The organism is Peribacillus folii (genome assembly GCF_030271255.1).
In the GTDB taxonomy this organism is placed as follows: Bacteria; Bacillota; Bacilli; order Bacillales; family DSM-1321; genus Peribacillus.
This window is the reverse complement of record NZ_JASJOM010000007.1, coordinates 1-16,721: the sequence shown is the minus strand read 5'-3', so window position 1 is coordinate 16,721 and position 16,721 is coordinate 1. Positions and strand designations below refer to the sequence as shown.

The following is a 16,721-nucleotide window of genomic DNA, read 5'->3' as shown; positions in this document are numbered from 1 at the left end:
CCTCCCTGAGGCGGTGCCTTTTCTCCGTTTGGTGCCAGCATTTTTCCTTACCATGTATAGGATGTGGGACAAACTTTTGCGAAAGCTACTTTTTCTGCATCTTGATAGGCAGGGAGCTTACATTTTTGATAGAATAGGAGGTAACTGGCAAGAACGAATTTCACAAATATTTAATTACCCTTTGAGGATGGTGGAAAGAAATTGACAACGGATTGGCTGTTGGCAGGCATGATGGGATTAGGAAAACTATTCCTTCATCCTTTGCTTTATATTTCGATTGCATATTGTTTATTCATCGGCTATCTTCGCGTTAAACGGGAACGCCATGATTTTAATACGAAGGTCTACAGGATTTCCATGGAGCTGCGTTCATTGCTGCCTCATGGATTGTTATGGGGAGTGATCCTTTCATGCATAACGCTGGCATCGGGGCTGACCATTCCGTTGGCAGCGGTGTTCATCATGGCCGGCGTAACGATACTCGCTGTATTGACCTTGAACAAAAGGATCCTTTCACCCGTATATACAGTGGGAATCACCTTCTTCATCCTTTTCTTTTTATATGATAGAAACATCAAGCTGCCGTTATTCCAGGATGCCATGGATCAGCTGGTTCGGTCCATCTACCCGACGCTTGTAATTCTGATTGGGCTTTTGCTCGTTGCCGAAGGATTTTTAATTGTCCGCAATGGCAGTAAAAAAGCCTCACCTCAGCTGCAGGTGTCAAAAAGGGGGCAGCCGATAGGTGTTTACGTTTCACAAAGGATCTGGCTAATTCCGATGTTCGTCATGATACCGGGAGGACAGCTTCCGGTTCCTTTCGATTGGTATCCGGTTTTCTCGATCGGGGATATGGCGATATCGCCAATCATGCTGCCGATATTGATCGGTTTCAAGCAAAAAGTTCACGGCACGCTCCCAGAGCGGGCAATCAGGGCACAAGGCAAAAAAGTGGGAGCATTGGGAGTGGTGATTACGGCGCTGGCCATCGTTGGCTACTGGTACCCGACACTGGCCATCATCACGGCCATTTTGGCTATTCTCGGACGTGAATTCCTGCATCATTCCCAAAAGGCAATGGATGAAAGGCTTCCTTTTTATTTTTCCAAAAGCAAGCTCGGTGTTCAGATTTTGGGCGTCATCCCTCAGTCTCCGGCTGATAAAATGGGATTGGTCAAAGGAGAAGTCATTTCCAAAATCAACGGTGTCATCGTTCGGGAAGAAGAAGAGCTATACAGGGCGCTCCAAATCAACAGGGCCCATTGCAAGCTTGAGGTTATCGGTAATAATGAACAAATTCGTTTCGTGCAAAGAGCGTTGTTTGACGGGGAGCATTATGAATTGGGCATCTTGTTCGTCGACGATCAACTGAAGGAAAGTGGACAAGCGGGTTAACGCTAAGTAGCAAAGCCGAGCGTCTGCAGATAAAAAGGCTCGGGATTTTGAAGGGGATGCTGCCTGTATTTTGCAGGCGGCATCTTTTTTAGATTGAACTCTCAACGAGATTAGGACAGGACATCTAACAGTGAACCCTTTCGTAACCCACAAGTTAATCAAGTTCTTTTGTAAAGTGGAATGGAACGGAGTCTCAACGGACCTCCTGCAGTGAAAAGCAACGGATAAAGTCCAATCCTGCAAATCTATGGGCAATCTGCATTTCTTCATTATAAACAAAAGCACCCTATAGGGTGGACACTTTCAAAGTGTCCATCCTAGGGTGCTTTTTTCTAGAACGTAATGATTATTGCAGGAGCGTAGTCTTGTTTATTTCTTTTCAAGCATGATTTTTTCTAGATCTTCCAACATCTCATTAGCGGCAATGACTCCGCCAGCCGTATTCCATGTGGCGTCACTGACTTCGTAGGCATTCCCTTTTTTGACTGCATCAAGGTTTTTCCAAAGTGGATCGTTCGTCCACTCTTTTGCCGTGCTGAGAGCTTGTTTATCGCCTTCAGGAGCGTAAGTGAAGTAGAAGAGGATATCTCCGTCCATTTTCGGGATGACTTCTTTGCCCACCTCGATGGCAAGGTTGCCTAGTTTATTATCTGCAGTGAACAGTTCCTTCTGTTGTGCTGCACGTTTGAAGCCTAATTGGTCGAAAATCACTCCAGAGAATGAATCGGTATAATAAATCCGTGTAGTGCCAGCCATGAAACGGACAACGGAAACCTCTTGATTTACCTTGTCACCCAATTTAGCTTTAAGATCTTCGACGTGCTTATCGAATTGTGCAATTACGTCGTTCCCTTTATCCTCAAGGTTGACGGCTTTTGCATAAAGCATAAAGTTTTCTTTCCAATCTCCTCTAAGGGTTTCGGAAAAGACTGTAGGGGCGATTGCGCTTAGTTTATCATAAATGGCTTCTTGACGAATCTTGCTGCCGATGATCAAGTCAGGCTTAAGGGCCGCGATTTTCTCCAAGTTCACCTCGTGTTCGACACCAACCACTTCGACCCCATCCATATCTGCTTTAATATGGTCATACCAAGGGTCGCCAAGCCAAGATTGTACGGCACCAACAGGTTTGATCCCTAAAGCGAGCAATGCCTCGGTACCTTCATTGGTGAGAACGACCACTTTTTTAGGTGCTTTTTTCAGCTTCGTGGAACCCATGGCATGCTCGATTGTATAGCTTGTATCCGCTTTCTTGTCTTCCTTGTTATTTCCTGTCGTTTTCTCTTCCGTGTTTCCGCATGCGGCAAGCAGGAAGACTGCAAATATAGTAAATATGGTGAATAATGACTTAAACCTGAACATATATGTATCCCTCCAATTTTGAGCAAATGATAATCATTCGCACTTAACAGCACAATCATAAAATGAATATACTTTTCTGTCAATATATAATTGAAAACGATTATCAAAATCATTGACATGCTTCCGATGGCGCCAGTACAATTAAGGAAACTAGTAAACTAACAAGATTGGAAAGGTAACTGGATATGTTATTGAAAAATAAATGGCAGAAATGGATGGGGCTGTTCATGACCATTCTTTTGCTGCTTTTTTTACTGTGCTCAAGCATTGTTTACGGTTATACGAATACGACATGGCAAATGGCCATGGATGCTTTCACCCATTTCAATGGATCGAACGAACATATCGTGATCCAATCAGTCAGACTTCCGCGTGCCTTGATCGCTTCGGCAATTGGCGCAAGTTTGGCCATTTCAGGGGTGCTGATGCAAACACTGACTAAAAATCCTCTCGCTTCACCGGATATATTCGGAGTCAACGCCGGGGCGGGCTTGGCGGTAGTTACAGGCATCACCATTTTGGGGATAAGCAATCTGCAGGTATTCACTTGGTTATCTTTCCTCGGGGCCGCAATTGCTGCCATAAGTATATACTTGATAGGAAGCATGGGGAGGGGCGGCTTGACACCGATGAAGCTGACCCTGGCTGGAGCTGCCATGTCCGCAATGGTAGCTTCATTGACACAAGGTCTTCTTGTTTCCAATGAAGCTCTATTGGATCAAGTGCTGTTCTGGCTCGCTGGATCGGTTTCCGGCAGAAGCCTTGATAATTTAGTTGCGGTCCTTCCCTACCTTATAGTTGGATGGGGACTGGCCTTGATCGTCTCCGGTAAAATGAACGTATTATCCATGGGTGAAGATGTGGCAAAGGGTCTTGGGCTGAATATTGTGTTACTTAAGCTGGCCTTGGGGCTGGCCGTCATCCTGCTCGCCGGCGGATCGGTGGCCGTTGCAGGACCGATAGGCTTCATAGGAATCGTCGTTCCGCATCTTACCCGTTATATAGCAGGAATCGATCATCGCTGGCTGATTCCGTTTTCCGGACTTTTCGGGGCGGTGCTTTTACTTGCAGCCGATATCCTATCCAGGTATATCCTGATGCCCCGGGAAGTTCCCGTCGGAGTGATGACGGCGATCATTGGCACCCCATTCTTCATTTATATAGCTAGAAAGGGGTTCAGCGGCCGATGAAGTCATATAAAAGCTTTCGTTTATTTAATGAAAAAATATCATTTTTGATCGATAAAAAAGCGATGTTCGTCGTATTCATCTTATTTTTAATCACCTCCTCGGTATTTGTAATCAGTACTGGAATGGGTGAAATGAATATTCATCCCTGGCATGTCCTGCAGGTTTTATTGGGAGGGGGAACGGATGGCGATCGCCTGATCATCCAATCCTTCCGCCTGCCCAGGATCATCGTTGCCCTTTTGGTAGGGATGGGTCTTGCCGTAGCGGGTGGAATTCTTCAGGGGATGATCCGGAATCCGCTTGCCTCACCCGATATCCTGGGAATCACAGGAGGGGCGACTGTGGCGGTCGTTGGCTTCATGGCAGTTTTTAGCGATAAGAATCATTCTTTAACGGTGAGCATCAATTGGCTGCCGTTAGCTGCCTTCATCGGCGCCACTATCGTGGCATTGCTTGTTTATTCCTTAGCCTGGAAAAATGGCGTTCCCCCAATAAGGCTCGTGTTGATCGGAATAGGGATCATGGCCTTGATGAAGGCGCTCACGACAATCATGATGATTCTTGGGCCGGTCTACCAAGCGAGCCAGGCGAACCTCTGGATTACGGGCTCCGTGTCTAATTCTACATGGAATAATATCGCCATACTGGCTCCTTGGACGTTTCTGTTTCTACTGATTGCTTTTCTTTATGCGAGGAATATCAATGTACAGGAGCTCGGTGATGACCTGGCGACGGGGCTTGGCGGGCATGTTCAAAAACAACGGTTCACATTATTGATGATCAGTACGGCCTTGATTGGCGGTGCGACGGCTTTTGCCGGAGGAATAGGCTTTGTCGGGTTAATGGCACCCCATATGGCTCGAAGGCTGGTAGGTTCCAGCTTCGGTGTGCTGTTACCCGCATCAGCTTTGCTTGGCGGCATCCTCGTCATGATAGCCGATTTGATTGGACGCACATTATTTTCCCCATTGGAAATACCAGCCGGTGTCTTTACGGCAAGCATCGGGGCCCCCTATTTCATTTATTTACTTTATCGAACGAGAAATTCATAAAAAAAAGAAGCAGCCGCACTGCTTCTTTTTTTTCTTTCTTATGCTTCTTTAGCTGCTTCGATATCGAGGGTGAGGGTGATCTGATCACCAATGAGGACGCCGCCCGTTTCCAATGCTGCGTTGTAAGTAAGCCCATAATCACTGCGTTTGACTTTCCCTTTGCCGCTAAATCCTGCTTTTTCATTTCCCCATGGATCTTTTCCTTGGCCCTCGAAGGTGATGGCAAAGGTTTCTTCTTGAGTGATTCCATTAAGGGTCACGTTTCCTGTTACATCGTATTCATCGTCATCCGTTTTCACGATCTTTGTTGACTTGAAGGTTAATGTTGGATTTTTTTCGACGTGGAAGAAATCAGCTGAACGCAGGTGATTATCTCGGTCTGCATTGCGAGTGTCAATGCTTGCTACATCCACGTTAAAGTCAATTTCTGCAGTAGTCAGGTCCGTTGGATTCGCTGAAATATTGGCGCTGAATATGTTGAAGCTGCCTTTCACTTTAGCGATCATCATGTGTTTCACTGAAAATTCAATCGTACTGTGAGTCGGGTCGATCGTCCATTTTGCTACGGTCATGATTATTCCTCCTAAAAATTAATCTTGAAATTAATTATCTTTAATTTGAGATATTTGAACTTAATGTAATTATAAAAGGTGGTGAAGAGGGTGTCAACCAAAATTTTTCCTGAATTTTGAAAACACGGAAAAACCCTGTGCATCAAGGACACAGGGTTTTTCATTATTAGGCTTCAGGCAGGTTTACGTCATTGCCTGGCATGTTCCTTTTCTTCTATATCATGGACCTTACTTGGCCAAAAAGCACGGCGGCCAAGCAGGGCGGTGATCGCCGGCACGAGGAATGGACGGACGATGAATGTGTCCATCAAGACTCCTAGAGCGGTAATGAGCCCGAATTGGACAAGTACCTGGATCGGCAGTGTGGCAAGAACAGAGAAGGTGGCAGCCAGAATGATTCCGGCTGATGTGATGACACCGCTCGTCTCAGCGACTCCCTCCCTGATGGCACGCTTGATCGGCATCGTCCTTTTCTTGCGCCAAATGCTCGAAACCATAAAAATATTATAATCTTCCCCGAGAGCAACAAGGAAAACGAATGAATAAAGTGGGATGGTCCCTTCGATGGCATCCACGCCCATGAAATGATGCAGGATGATCCAGCCCAGTCCCATGGCCGCAAAGAATGAAAGGATGACGGTTCCCATCAAGTACACCATTGCTGTTACAGACCGCAAATAAGCTAAGAGAAGCAAAGAAATCAAGACAATGATAATCGGGATGATCTTGAATTCGTCGGCTTTGACGGTATCCCTCTTATCGAATTGGGTAGCGGTCTGGCCGCCGATCCAAACCTTTTCATCGACGTTCGAGATGTTGGCTTCCTTCAATTCTTTCTCGGCCAGCTGGCGAATGCCGGGAATGGAATCGATTGCCGCTATATCGTACGGATTGATGTTGAATTTGACTTCATAGGACTGCAGGTCAGGATTGGATTTACCGGAAACGGGATCATTGACGCTTCCAATGATTTTCATCCCTTTCAACGCCGGTGCTAAATCGACATCCTTTCCCTCCGTATCGACGACCACCGTGACCGGTGCCAGTTCACCCGGTGAGTAGGAGTCGGAAATGACAGCGTAACCTTCTCGGGAATTCATATCTTCAGGGAAAGAAGAAAGAATGTCATAAGAATATTTGATCTGTGAAGAATATCCCGCTAAAATGCTGAAAATGATTAGGCAGGAAACGATGACGGTCCATGGTTTGGTCGTGACGGTATGACCGATCCATTTACCGATGCGGCCTGTTTCCTTTTGTTTTTTGACGGCTCTTCCTTTTTTCTTGGCACGTGCTTCTTCCATTGCCGCCGTGCGGGGTATGATTGGGAAGAAGGAAGCCCTGCCGAATACCGAAAGTAATGCTGGTACAAGTGTTAAGGAAGCGACCATCATGATCAAAATGGACAAGCTGAACGGCACCGCGAACCGATGATAGGCACCGTATTGGGCGACAAGCAAGGTCAGCAGGGAGATGACGATCGTCAGGCCGCTCATCGCAATGGCTCCTGATGAATCTTTGAATGCTGTCATCATGGCTTTCCGTTTACTTTCATGATTCCTTAATTCACTTCTAAAGTGTGAAATTAAAAATAGACAATAATCCGTACCTGCCCCGAATAATAATACGGTCATGATTGAAATCGCTTGTGAATCGACCGTGATCCAGCCTTGGTTCGCCATGAATCCTAAGATCGGACTTGTAACAAGGTAGGCGAAGCCCACTCCGATCAGGGGAATGATGGCTAGTAGCGGCGACCGGTAAATGAGCAGGAGAACGACAAGTACAAGGATTACGGTAGCCAAAAGCAATTGGAAATCAGCGCCCGCAAATAATCCCGTAGCATCGACGGATATCCCGACAGGACCTGTGATCCTTAGGGAAAGCTCATCCGAATCAGTCGCAACTTTGAAAGGATCTGTACCGATGCGTTCCGAAACTATGTCATTAATGTTTTCCAAGTTTTTTTCCAAAGTGGCCGTCTCGGCATTTTCTTTAAAGAAAAGCGGCTGAACGAAGGTGCTGCCATCTTCTGAAACATTTCCTTTTAGAGCAGGCAACGGAATTTCATGAATTGGCGGCAAGGAGGACTGCTGTTTCAGTGGATGATCCGTCAGCTCTTTTGAAAGGTACTGGATTTCAGCCAAGTCGGCATCCGTAAGTCCGCCTTCGCGATGCCATGTCAGTAAGGCCGGTATCCCTGAAGAATTAGGGTATTCATCTTTAATGAATTCATCTGCAACGACAGATGCTGAGTCCGCAGGCAGTTCCGCGGCATTGTTTGCTGTTTCGTCTTTTACGGCAGGCAATGTGAAGGTCAATAATATTGCTGCAATTATCCATATGGCGATGACAATCCAACGACTTATTTTTCCTGTCATCATCCTGCCAAGTCTACTTAATATCGATTCATCCAATGAGGACACCCCGCTTTAAAATTTTTATTTATATTCATTATAATGGAGAGATCTCTCTTTATACAAAATTAGGTGTGCTTCGTAAGGAAGTCTTGAAATCCATCTTTCTTTTTAAAGAAAATAAATAAAAATGAAAGATTGAAGAGTGAAATGGAGGGAATTGGGGAAAGTAAAGTGGTGATATGGCTTTTATTTACAAAGGAGGGATTTTTATGTCTGATACATCCAAAAACTCGAATGATGAATCCAAAGAAACATTGACGAACAGGCAAGGGCACCCTGTAACGAATAACCAGAGCCTTCGAACGGTGGGGAACAGAGGTCCAAGCACCCTGGAAAACTATGATTTCCTGGAGAAGATCAGCCATTTCGATAGGGAGCGCATTCCTGAACGGGTCGTGCATGCCCGCGGTGCTGGTGCCCATGGTTATTTTGTTCCGACTGGCAAAGCAGGGGACGAACCGATTTCAAAATATACGAGGGCGAAGGTGTTTCAGGAGGATGGTAAAAAAACGCCTGTATTCGTGAGATTTTCATCTGTTATCCATGGCGGGACATCACCGGAAACGTTACGTGATCCGAGGGGGTTTGCCGTTAAATTTTATACGGAAGACGGGAACTGGGATCTTGTCGGGAATAATTTGAAAATCTTCTTTATCCGCGATGCCATGAAATTTCCCGATTTAATTCATGCCTTCAAACCTGATCCAGTCACGAACATCCAGGATGGGCGAAGGATTTTCGATTTTTGCTCCAGCTCTCCGGAAACGTTTCATATGGTCACGTTTTTATTCTCCCCTTGGGGCATTCCCGCCAATTATCGCATGATGCAAGGTTCAGGCGTCAATACCTATAAATGGGTGAATGAAGAAGGCAAGGCTGTACTGGTCAAATATCATTGGGAACCGAAGCAGGGGATCAAGAACCTGACCCAAAAGGAAGCCAACGAGATTCAAGCAACCAATTTCAATCATGCCACGCAGGATTTATATGAAGCGATCGAACGCGGGGAATTTCCTGAATGGGATTTAAACGTACAGATCATGAGTGATGATGATCATCCCGAATTGGACTTTGATCCGCTCGATGATACCAAGATTTGGCCGAAAGATGAATTCCCATGGCTGCATGTCGGCACGATGGTATTGGATAGAAACCCGCAGGACTATTTCACTGAAGTCGAACAGGCTGCATTCGGTACAGGCGTATTGGTGGATGGCCTTGATTTCTCGGATGACAAGATGCTTCAGGGGCGTACGTTCTCATACTCCGATACACAACGCCACCGTGTGGGGGCGAATTACCTGCAATTGCCGATCAATGCTCCGAAAAAGCCGACAGCCACGAATCAGACTGGCGGACAAATGCAATATGAAGTGGGCAGAGGAAACCAAAGCCCACACATAAACTATGAACCATCAACCGTAGGAGGCTTGAAGGAAGCCAAGCAGACGGGTACGGAATATACACCTTTCGTTGAAGGAAAACTGGTACGTGAAACCATAGATCGCCAAAGCAATACGAAACAGGCTGGGGAAACATACCGTGAATTCGAAGATTGGGAAAGGGACGAATTGATTTCCAATTTGGTATCTGCCTTGGCACCGGCCGACCCCCGCATTCAGGAGAAAATGGTCGCCCTTGCGAAAGAGGCCGATGAAGACTATGGCCGCCGACTTCGAGACGGACTTGCTTCCGCTGCGGACCATACGGAATCCTCCAAACCGGTGGGCGGGACGGATAACCCTGGGGATGCTGCCAAAAAAGGGCACGAAGCGGATCCATATTGATCGTCAAAGAAGCAAACTTCCTTGAATGGGGGTTTGCTTCCCTTTCGTTATGGCGATAATGTTAAAATCATCCATATGTTCTCGGGTACCGGAAATCAAGCAGGAAATAGATTGGCAAAAAACATCATAATCATTTAAACTTAAAATACTCTATTTTTCTCTTACAAAGGAGATGACAAAATGATTAAACTTCTTTCTGCCCTTTTCCTTCCTTGTTTACTTGTCATGCTTTTTTCAAGGGTCACCTATAACAATGTCGTCGGTCTTGTTTTAACGGTCGCCTTGATAACAGCTTCAGCATATAAAGGTTATACGCATACGAACTTATTGATCATCGTTGATGCATTATCCCTGACAGTGGGATTCTGGCTATCGAAAAGAATGATGAAACGAACCTCCAAGAGCGCCTGACATCAAAGGTGCTTTTTTTGTACTTAGCTTGGTGCCCCGCAAGCGGGATAAACGGTATCATCCGAGAAAGGCAGAATGCGTGTTCGCTTATTGCTGGTTTGTTTTGAGCCTATTGTGGTAGAATGTGTATATATGCTTTATTAAACCGGAATAAATAGAAGGGGTATGTCCATGTCCCGTTTATCATATAAAAATATTTCAATAGGAGGCTATGCTTGGTGAAGGATAAGTTTGAGTTAGTCTCAAAATACTCTCCTCAAGGAGATCAACCTGCAGCAATTGAATTGCTTGTCGATGGCGTCAAAGAAGGAAAGGAAATGCAAACGTTATTGGGTGCGACGGGGACAGGGAAAACGTTCACCGTTTCCAATGTCATCCAGCAAATCAATAAACCGACCCTGGTCATTGCCCACAATAAAACGTTGGCAGGTCAGCTTTACAGTGAGTTCAAAGAGTTTTTCCCCAACAATGCCGTTGAATACTTCGTAAGCTATTATGATTACTATCAGCCGGAGGCGTATGTCCCATCCACCGATACATTCATCGAAAAGGATGCCAGCATCAATGATGAGATCGATAAACTCCGACACTCGGCAACTTCATCGTTGTTCGAAAGGAAAGATGTCATCATCATTGCCAGTGTATCCTGCATCTATGGACTCGGATCTCCAGAAGAATACCGGGAGATGGTGGTTTCCCTCAGGACAGGGATGGAAATGGACCGAAATGCTTTGCTGCACAGGCTCGTGGACATTCAATATGAGCGGAATGATATTGCGTTTCAACGCGGGACCTTCCGTGTGCGCGGCGACGTGGTCGAAATTTTTCCGGCCTCCCGCGATGAGCATTGCGTAAGAGTTGAGTTTTTCGGAGATGAGATCGACCGTATCCGTGAAGTCGATGCCCTGACTGGTGAAATTACCGGTGAGCGCGAACACATTGCCATTTTTCCCGCTTCCCACTTCGTAACGCGCGAAGAAAAAATGAAAATAGCGATACAGAATATCGAACTGGAATTGGAAGAACGATTGAAGGAATTAAGGGCAGATGAAAAGCTCCTTGAAGCCCAGCGCTTGGAGCAACGGACCCGTTATGATCTGGAAATGATGCGGGAAATGGGGTTTTGTTCAGGAATCGAGAACTATTCCCGGCATTTGACGCTCCGTCCGGCAGGTGCCACGCCATATACGTTAATCGATTACTTTCCAGAGGATTTCCTATTGGTCGTCGATGAATCACATGTGACCCTTTCGCAAATCAGGGGCATGTTCAATGGCGACCAGGCGCGGAAGCAAGTGCTTGTGGATCACGGCTTCCGTCTGCCGTCCGCAAAGGATAACCGTCCGTTAAGATTTGAGGAGTTCGAGAAAAAGGTCCATCAGTCGATCTTCGTTTCAGCGACACCGGGACCGTATGAACTCGAGCATACCCCTGAAATGGTCCAGCAGATCATTCGCCCAACCGGGTTGCTTGACCCGACCATCGAGGTTCGGCCAATTGAAGGGCAGATCGATGACTTGATCGGTGAAATTCAGGATCGGGTCAAAAAGGATGAACGTGTCCTGATCACGACCTTGACGAAAAAGATGTCCGAAGACTTGACGGATTATTTAAAGGAGATTGGCATCAAGGTCCAATACCTCCATTCGGAAGTGAAAACCTTAGAAAGAATAGAAATCATCCGCGAGCTACGAATGGGCAAATATGATGTGCTGGTCGGAATCAACCTTTTGCGGGAAGGGCTAGATATACCGGAAGTTTCGTTAGTGGCCATCCTCGATGCCGATAAAGAAGGCTTCCTCCGCTCGGAGCGATCGCTCATCCAAACGATGGGCCGTGCTGCGCGTAATGCCAACGGGCATGTCATCATGTACGCGGACCGCATCACGAATTCGATGGAGCTTGCCATTAATGAAACGAGGCGGCGCCGTGAAATCCAGGAAACGCATAATGAAAAACATGGAATCCGACCGCAAACCATTCAAAAGGATATTCGCGACTCCATCAGGGCAACCCATGTAGCGGAAGAAGGGGAAGCGTATCAGGAAGATGCTGCGCCAAGCTTCGCTAAGCTCCCTAAAAAAGAGCGCCTGAAAGTGATGGAAAGCATGGAAAAAGAAATGAAGGAAGCGGCAAAGGCGCTGGATTTCGAGCGAGCTGCCGAGCTGCGTGATTTATTACTAGAGTTAAAGGCGGAAGGGTGAGGAAACATGGCAATGGATAAGATTGTGATCAAGGGCGCGAGGGCCAACAATCTAAAGAATATTGATATCACGATACCGAGGGACAAACTGGTCGTCCTTACCGGATTATCCGGATCTGGAAAGTCGTCCTTGGCTTTTGATACGATTTATGCAGAAGGGCAAAGACGTTATGTGGAATCATTGTCCGCTTATGCACGACAATTTTTGGGTCAGGTGGATAAACCGGATGTCGATGCGATCGAAGGTTTGTCACCTGCCATTTCCATAGACCAGAAAACGACCAGTCGCAATCCTCGATCGACCGTAGGGACGGTTACGGAAATCTATGATTATTTAAGGCTGTTATACGCTCGGGTCGGCAGGCCTACCTGTCCGATCCATAATATAGAAATCACCTCCCAGACGATCGAGCAAATGGTGGACCGCATCCTCGATTACCCTGAGCGGACCAAACTTCAAGTATTGGCACCGATTGTTTCAGGCAGGAAAGGGACACATGCGAAGGTTTTGGAGGATGTCAAGAAGCAGGGATATGTCCGCATCCGCGTGAATGGGGAAATGCATGATTTAAGTGAAGAAATCGTTCTCGAAAAAAATAAAAAGCATTCAATCGAAGTCATCATCGACCGGATCGTCATTAAAGAGGGTGTGAGGGCCAGGCTTGCCGATTCATTGGAAAGTGCTTTGAAGCTTGGTGAAGGCAAGGTCATCATTGATGTCATGGGTGAGGAGGAACTGCTGTTCAGTGAGCACCATGCGTGCCCATACTGTGGATTCTCGGTTGAAGAATTGGAACCGAGGATGTTTTCCTTCAATAGCCCGTTCGGGGCATGCCCTGATTGTGATGGTTTGGGTGCAAGGCTTGAAGTGGACCGGGACCTCATCATACCCGATAAGGATCTGACCCTTCGCCAGCATGCGATTGCACCTTGGGAACCGACCAGCTCACAATATTATCCTCAGCTGCTTGAGGCGGTTTGCAACCATTATGGAATCGATATGGATGTGCCCGTAAAAGATTTGTCCCAAGATAATATGGATAAGATCTTGAATGGCTCAGGCAAGGATAAGATTTATTTCCGCTATAAAAATGATTTTGGAAGAGTGCAAGAAGGATATATTTCCTTCGAGGGTATTTTAAGGAACATCGAAAGGCGTTTCAAGGAGACGAGCTCTGATTTCATACGTGAGCAAATGCAAAAATACATGTCGGAGCACCACTGTCCAACCTGTAAGGGCCATCGTTTGAAAAAGGAGAGCCTGGCCGTGCTCATCCAAGGGGTCCATATAAGTGAAACGACCGCCTTATCGGTTGAGGATGCATTGGTATTTTTCGATGAGCTTGATTTGACGGAAAAAGAGGCCGCGATTGCCAGGCTGATTTTACGGGAAATTCGCGAGCGGCTCGGATTTTTGGCTAATGTAGGGTTGGAATATTTGACGTTGAGCAGGGCAGCGGGAACACTATCAGGCGGCGAGGCGCAGCGGATCCGATTGGCAACGCAGATCGGTTCCCGATTGACGGGTGTGCTGTACATTTTGGATGAACCGTCCATCGGGCTCCATCAGCGGGATAACGACCGTTTGATCGAAACGTTGCAAAATATGCGCGAAATCGGAAATACCCTGATTGTTGTCGAGCACGATGAAGATACGATGCTTGCAGCCGATTATTTGATTGATGTCGGTCCTGGGGCAGGGGCCCATGGAGGGGAAATCGTGGCTGCCGGCACACCGGAGGAAGTCATGAACAATCCTGACTCGTTAACGGGTCAATATTTGGCTGGGAAGAAGTTCATTCCCTTGCCATTGGAGCGCCGCAAGAACGACGGCCGTGTCATCGAAATAAAAGGGGCCAAGGAAAATAACCTGAAGAATGTGAATGTGAAGTTCCCGCTTGGGGTCTTTACGGCCGTGACTGGTGTTTCCGGGTCAGGCAAGAGTACGTTAGTGAATGAGATCCTTCACAAGTCATTGGCCCAAAAGCTGAACCGTGCCAAGGCTAGACCAGGGGAGTTTCGTGAAATCAAGGGGATCGAGCATTTGGATAAGGTCATAGATATTGACCAGTCCCCGATTGGGAGGACCCCGCGTTCAAATCCAGCAACGTATACAGGCGTATTTGATGATGTCCGTGACGTTTTTGCGACGACGAATGAAGCGAAGATCCGCGGTTATAAAAAAGGGCGTTTCAGTTTCAATGTGAAGGGCGGACGCTGCGAAGCCTGCCGGGGCGATGGGATCATCAAGATCGAAATGCATTTCCTCCCGGATGTTTATGTTCCATGTGAAGTGTGTCATGGAAAACGCTATAACCGGGAAACGCTTGAAGTGAAATATAAAGGGAAAAACATTTCTGACATCCTCGATATGACAGTGGAGGAAGGCGTCAGTTTCTTTGAGAATATCCCGAAAATCAAACGGAAGCTCCAAACGATTTTTGATGTTGGCTTGGGTTATATTAAGCTTGGACAGCCAGCAACGACATTATCAGGCGGTGAAGCGCAAAGGGTGAAGCTCGCATCTGAATTGCATCGCCGTTCGACAGGCCGCTCCTTCTATATCCTGGATGAACCGACTACCGGTCTGCATGTCGATGACATTGCAAGGCTGCTGGAAGTCCTCCAGCGCCTGGTTGATAATGGGGATACCGTTTTAGTGATTGAGCATAACCTTGATGTCATCAAAACGGCAGACCATATCATCGACCTGGGACCAGAAGGCGGGGACAAGGGCGGGACGATTGTCACCTATGGCACACCAGAAAAAATATGTGAGGTTTCCGAATCATATACCGGAAAATATTTAAAGCCGGTGTTGACGCGTGACCAAATTCGCATGGAAAACTTAATCGAAGCAAAAGAACAGGAGCATGAACATGCTTAACAGGGAGCAAGCCAATCGGCTTGCTCCTTTTATGGCGACTTAAGCGGATGGCTGGGATTTTGCGTATAGTACTTGCTTGAAGGGAGGATGTCCTTCGAGATGGACTAATTTGTAGAAAATTGAAAGGGAGTGTTTAATCAATCATTTGATTAAATGCAGGGAAACAGAATATTTCCGGGGGAATTTTCTTTATCCCGCTTCGGAAAATGTCATTTCGCTTTGTCGAATGATGGTAAAAACAGTATTTATGAAACTTTTTAGATATCTAGGCGTATGTATGAATAAAATGATTGTAGAAAGTGAGGAATGTTCATGCAGGAGGAAAGAAAGAAGATTCTGGAAATGATTCAGGACGGGAAGCTGACCGCAGATGAAGCCATGGCCCTTTTGGAAGAACTGGAAAAAGCCAGTCAGGAAAGTGAAGCGAAAGAGCAGTCACTGCAAAATGAATTATCAACGGTAGTCGTCGAAAAGAAAAGCGAAGAAAGCACTCAGGATACGTTCAAGAAGAATATCCAATCATCAAAAGAAAAGATTCTTGATTTCGTTGAAAGTGCTTTTAAGAAAATCAAGGATACCGATCTTGATTTTAACTTCGGCAAATCGGTGGAGGTCAGCCATATATTTCAGCATGACCTTGACCTCCTGAACGAAGTGGATGTGGATATTGCAAATGGAAAAATAAAAATCGCGACATGGGATCAGCAGGATGTCCGGGTTGAATGCCAAGCAAAGGTATACCGGGTGGAGGATATCGAAGCGGCGAGAAAAAATTTCTTGGATGAAGTGGACTTTTCGATACAAGATGGAAAGATGAAATTCAAGGTCCGCGAAAAAGCGGTGAAGGTCGATACGATCATGTATATTCCGAGGAAGGAATATGAGGACATTCAGGTAAGGATGTTCAACGGTGCCATTACGACAGAGTCCTTGAAATCAGGGAATCTGAAAGCCAAAACCGCGAATGGAGCCATTCATATCCTGCACGGTCATGGTGATTCGTGTGAGCTGGAAACCGGTAACGGGATGATTACCATTTCAGATACGAATTTTACTGACCTTGAAGCGGAGACCTTGAACGGAGCGATCAAAGCTGATGGGTATTTCAAGAAATTGGATGTCCAAACGTTCAACGGTGAAATCGTTTGCAATAATTCAGGGATGGATTGCGACTCCATCCATGCGAAGTCCGTTACTGGAAAGGTCCAGCTGAACCTGCCGCCTGGTAAGGCGATCGAGGGCGAGCTGAAATCCAACTTGGGCAGTTTTAACGTAACCCTGGAAGGGCTGACCATCATTGAGGAGAAAAGTGATGTTGTCCAAAAGGTCCTTAAATTCAAGACAGTCAAAGAAGAGGTTCCTTTGCTTCACGTGTTTGCCGAAACCAAAACCGCAGCGATAACCGTTTCCTAATGAAAAACCCGCCATTCGATTGGCGGGTT

Annotated in this window: 11 protein-coding genes; 8 read left to right on the top strand and 3 right to left on the bottom strand. The window is 46.4% G+C overall.

All coding sequences use genetic code 11. The features are described 5' to 3' along the window. The first annotated feature begins 201 nt into the window (after window positions 1–201). Window positions 202–1,395, top strand: coding sequence for a PDZ domain-containing protein (locus QNI08_RS12905; protein WP_285767840.1), 1,194 nt, complete (start codon window positions 202–204; stop codon window positions 1,393–1,395). A 369-nt stretch (window positions 1,396–1,764) separates the two neighbouring features. Here the strand turns inward: QNI08_RS12905 and QNI08_RS12900 are convergent, their stop codons facing one another. Next, entirely contained in the window at window positions 1,765–2,757 is a 993-nt protein-coding gene (locus tag QNI08_RS12900; protein ID WP_285767839.1) for an ABC transporter substrate-binding protein, read from the bottom strand. Window positions 2,758–2,942: 185 nt separating this feature from the next. Here QNI08_RS12900 and QNI08_RS12895 point away from each other — a divergent pair, with 185 nt between their 5' ends. After that, window positions 2,943–3,947 (top strand): FecCD family ABC transporter permease, encoded by a 1,005-nt coding sequence (locus QNI08_RS12895; protein ID WP_285767838.1) that lies wholly within the window; start codon window positions 2,943–2,945, stop codon window positions 3,945–3,947. Further along, on the top strand, window positions 3,944–4,999 hold the full coding sequence (locus QNI08_RS12890) for a FecCD family ABC transporter permease (RefSeq protein WP_285767837.1): 1,056 nt from the start codon (window positions 3,944–3,946) through the stop codon (window positions 4,997–4,999). Before QNI08_RS12895 ends, QNI08_RS12890 begins: the two co-directional genes overlap by 4 nt. A gap of 38 nt (window positions 5,000–5,037) precedes the next feature. On the opposite strand, the gene QNI08_RS12885 is transcribed toward QNI08_RS12890, so the two are convergent. Together QNI08_RS12885 and QNI08_RS12880 are read right to left on the bottom strand one after the other, a co-directional pair. Further along, window positions 5,038–5,571 (bottom strand): YceI family protein, encoded by a 534-nt coding sequence (locus tag QNI08_RS12885; protein ID WP_285767836.1) that lies wholly within the window; start codon window positions 5,569–5,571, stop codon window positions 5,038–5,040. A gap of 188 nt (window positions 5,572–5,759) precedes the next feature. Continuing rightward, entirely contained in the window at window positions 5,760–7,988 is a 2,229-nt protein-coding gene (locus tag QNI08_RS12880) for an MMPL family transporter (protein WP_483313776.1), read from the bottom strand. A gap of 212 nt (window positions 7,989–8,200) precedes the next feature. Here QNI08_RS12880 and QNI08_RS12875 point away from each other — a divergent pair, with 212 nt between their 5' ends. From QNI08_RS12875 to QNI08_RS12855, 5 genes are all read left to right on the top strand, one after another. Then, window positions 8,201–9,778 carry a catalase gene (locus QNI08_RS12875; RefSeq protein ID WP_285767835.1) on the top strand — a complete coding sequence of 526 codons (1,578 nt, stop codon included), beginning with the start codon at window positions 8,201–8,203 and terminating at the stop codon, window positions 9,776–9,778. A 180-nt stretch (window positions 9,779–9,958) separates the two neighbouring features. After that, a complete protein-coding gene (locus QNI08_RS12870; protein WP_192207123.1) occupies window positions 9,959–10,189 on the top strand; it encodes a CsbA family protein in 231 nt (76 codons plus the stop codon). A 218-nt stretch (window positions 10,190–10,407) separates the two neighbouring features. Beyond that, window positions 10,408–12,393 carry an excinuclease ABC subunit UvrB gene (gene uvrB / locus QNI08_RS12865; RefSeq protein ID WP_285767834.1) on the top strand — a complete coding sequence of 662 codons (1,986 nt, stop codon included), beginning with the start codon at window positions 10,408–10,410 and terminating at the stop codon, window positions 12,391–12,393. Window positions 12,394–12,399: 6 nt separating this feature from the next. Further along, window positions 12,400–15,279, top strand: a complete 2,880-nt coding sequence (gene uvrA, locus QNI08_RS12860) for an excinuclease ABC subunit UvrA (protein ID WP_285767833.1) — start codon at window positions 12,400–12,402, stop codon at window positions 15,277–15,279. Window positions 15,280–15,591: 312 nt separating this feature from the next. Then, window positions 15,592–16,692: a DUF4097 family beta strand repeat-containing protein gene (locus QNI08_RS12855; protein ID WP_285767832.1), complete on the top strand. Its 1,101-nt coding sequence runs from the start codon at window positions 15,592–15,594 to the stop codon at window positions 16,690–16,692. Window positions 16,693–16,721 lie beyond the last annotated feature (29 nt).

Bases quoted from the DNA above. Each gene is read 5' to 3' on its own strand.
- QNI08_RS12900 (WP_285767839.1), bottom strand. From the start codon at position 2,757: ATGTTCAGGTTTAAGTCATTATTCACCATATTTACTATATTTGCAGTC.
- QNI08_RS12895 (WP_285767838.1), top strand. From the start codon at position 2,943: ATGTTATTGAAAAATAAATGGCAGAAATGGATGGGGCTGTTCATGACC.
- QNI08_RS12890 (WP_285767837.1), top strand. From the start codon at position 3,944: ATGAAGTCATATAAAAGCTTTCGTTTATTTAATGAAAAAATATCATTT.
- QNI08_RS12885 (WP_285767836.1), bottom strand. From the start codon at position 5,571: ATGACCGTAGCAAAATGGACGATCGACCCGACTCACAGTACGATTGAA.
- QNI08_RS12875 (WP_285767835.1), top strand. From the start codon at position 8,201: ATGTCTGATACATCCAAAAACTCGAATGATGAATCCAAAGAAACATTG.
- QNI08_RS12870 (WP_192207123.1), top strand. From the start codon at position 9,959: ATGATTAAACTTCTTTCTGCCCTTTTCCTTCCTTGTTTACTTGTCATG.
- uvrA (WP_285767833.1), top strand. From the start codon at position 12,400: ATGGCAATGGATAAGATTGTGATCAAGGGCGCGAGGGCCAACAATCTA.
- QNI08_RS12855 (WP_285767832.1), top strand. From the start codon at position 15,592: ATGCAGGAGGAAAGAAAGAAGATTCTGGAAATGATTCAGGACGGGAAG.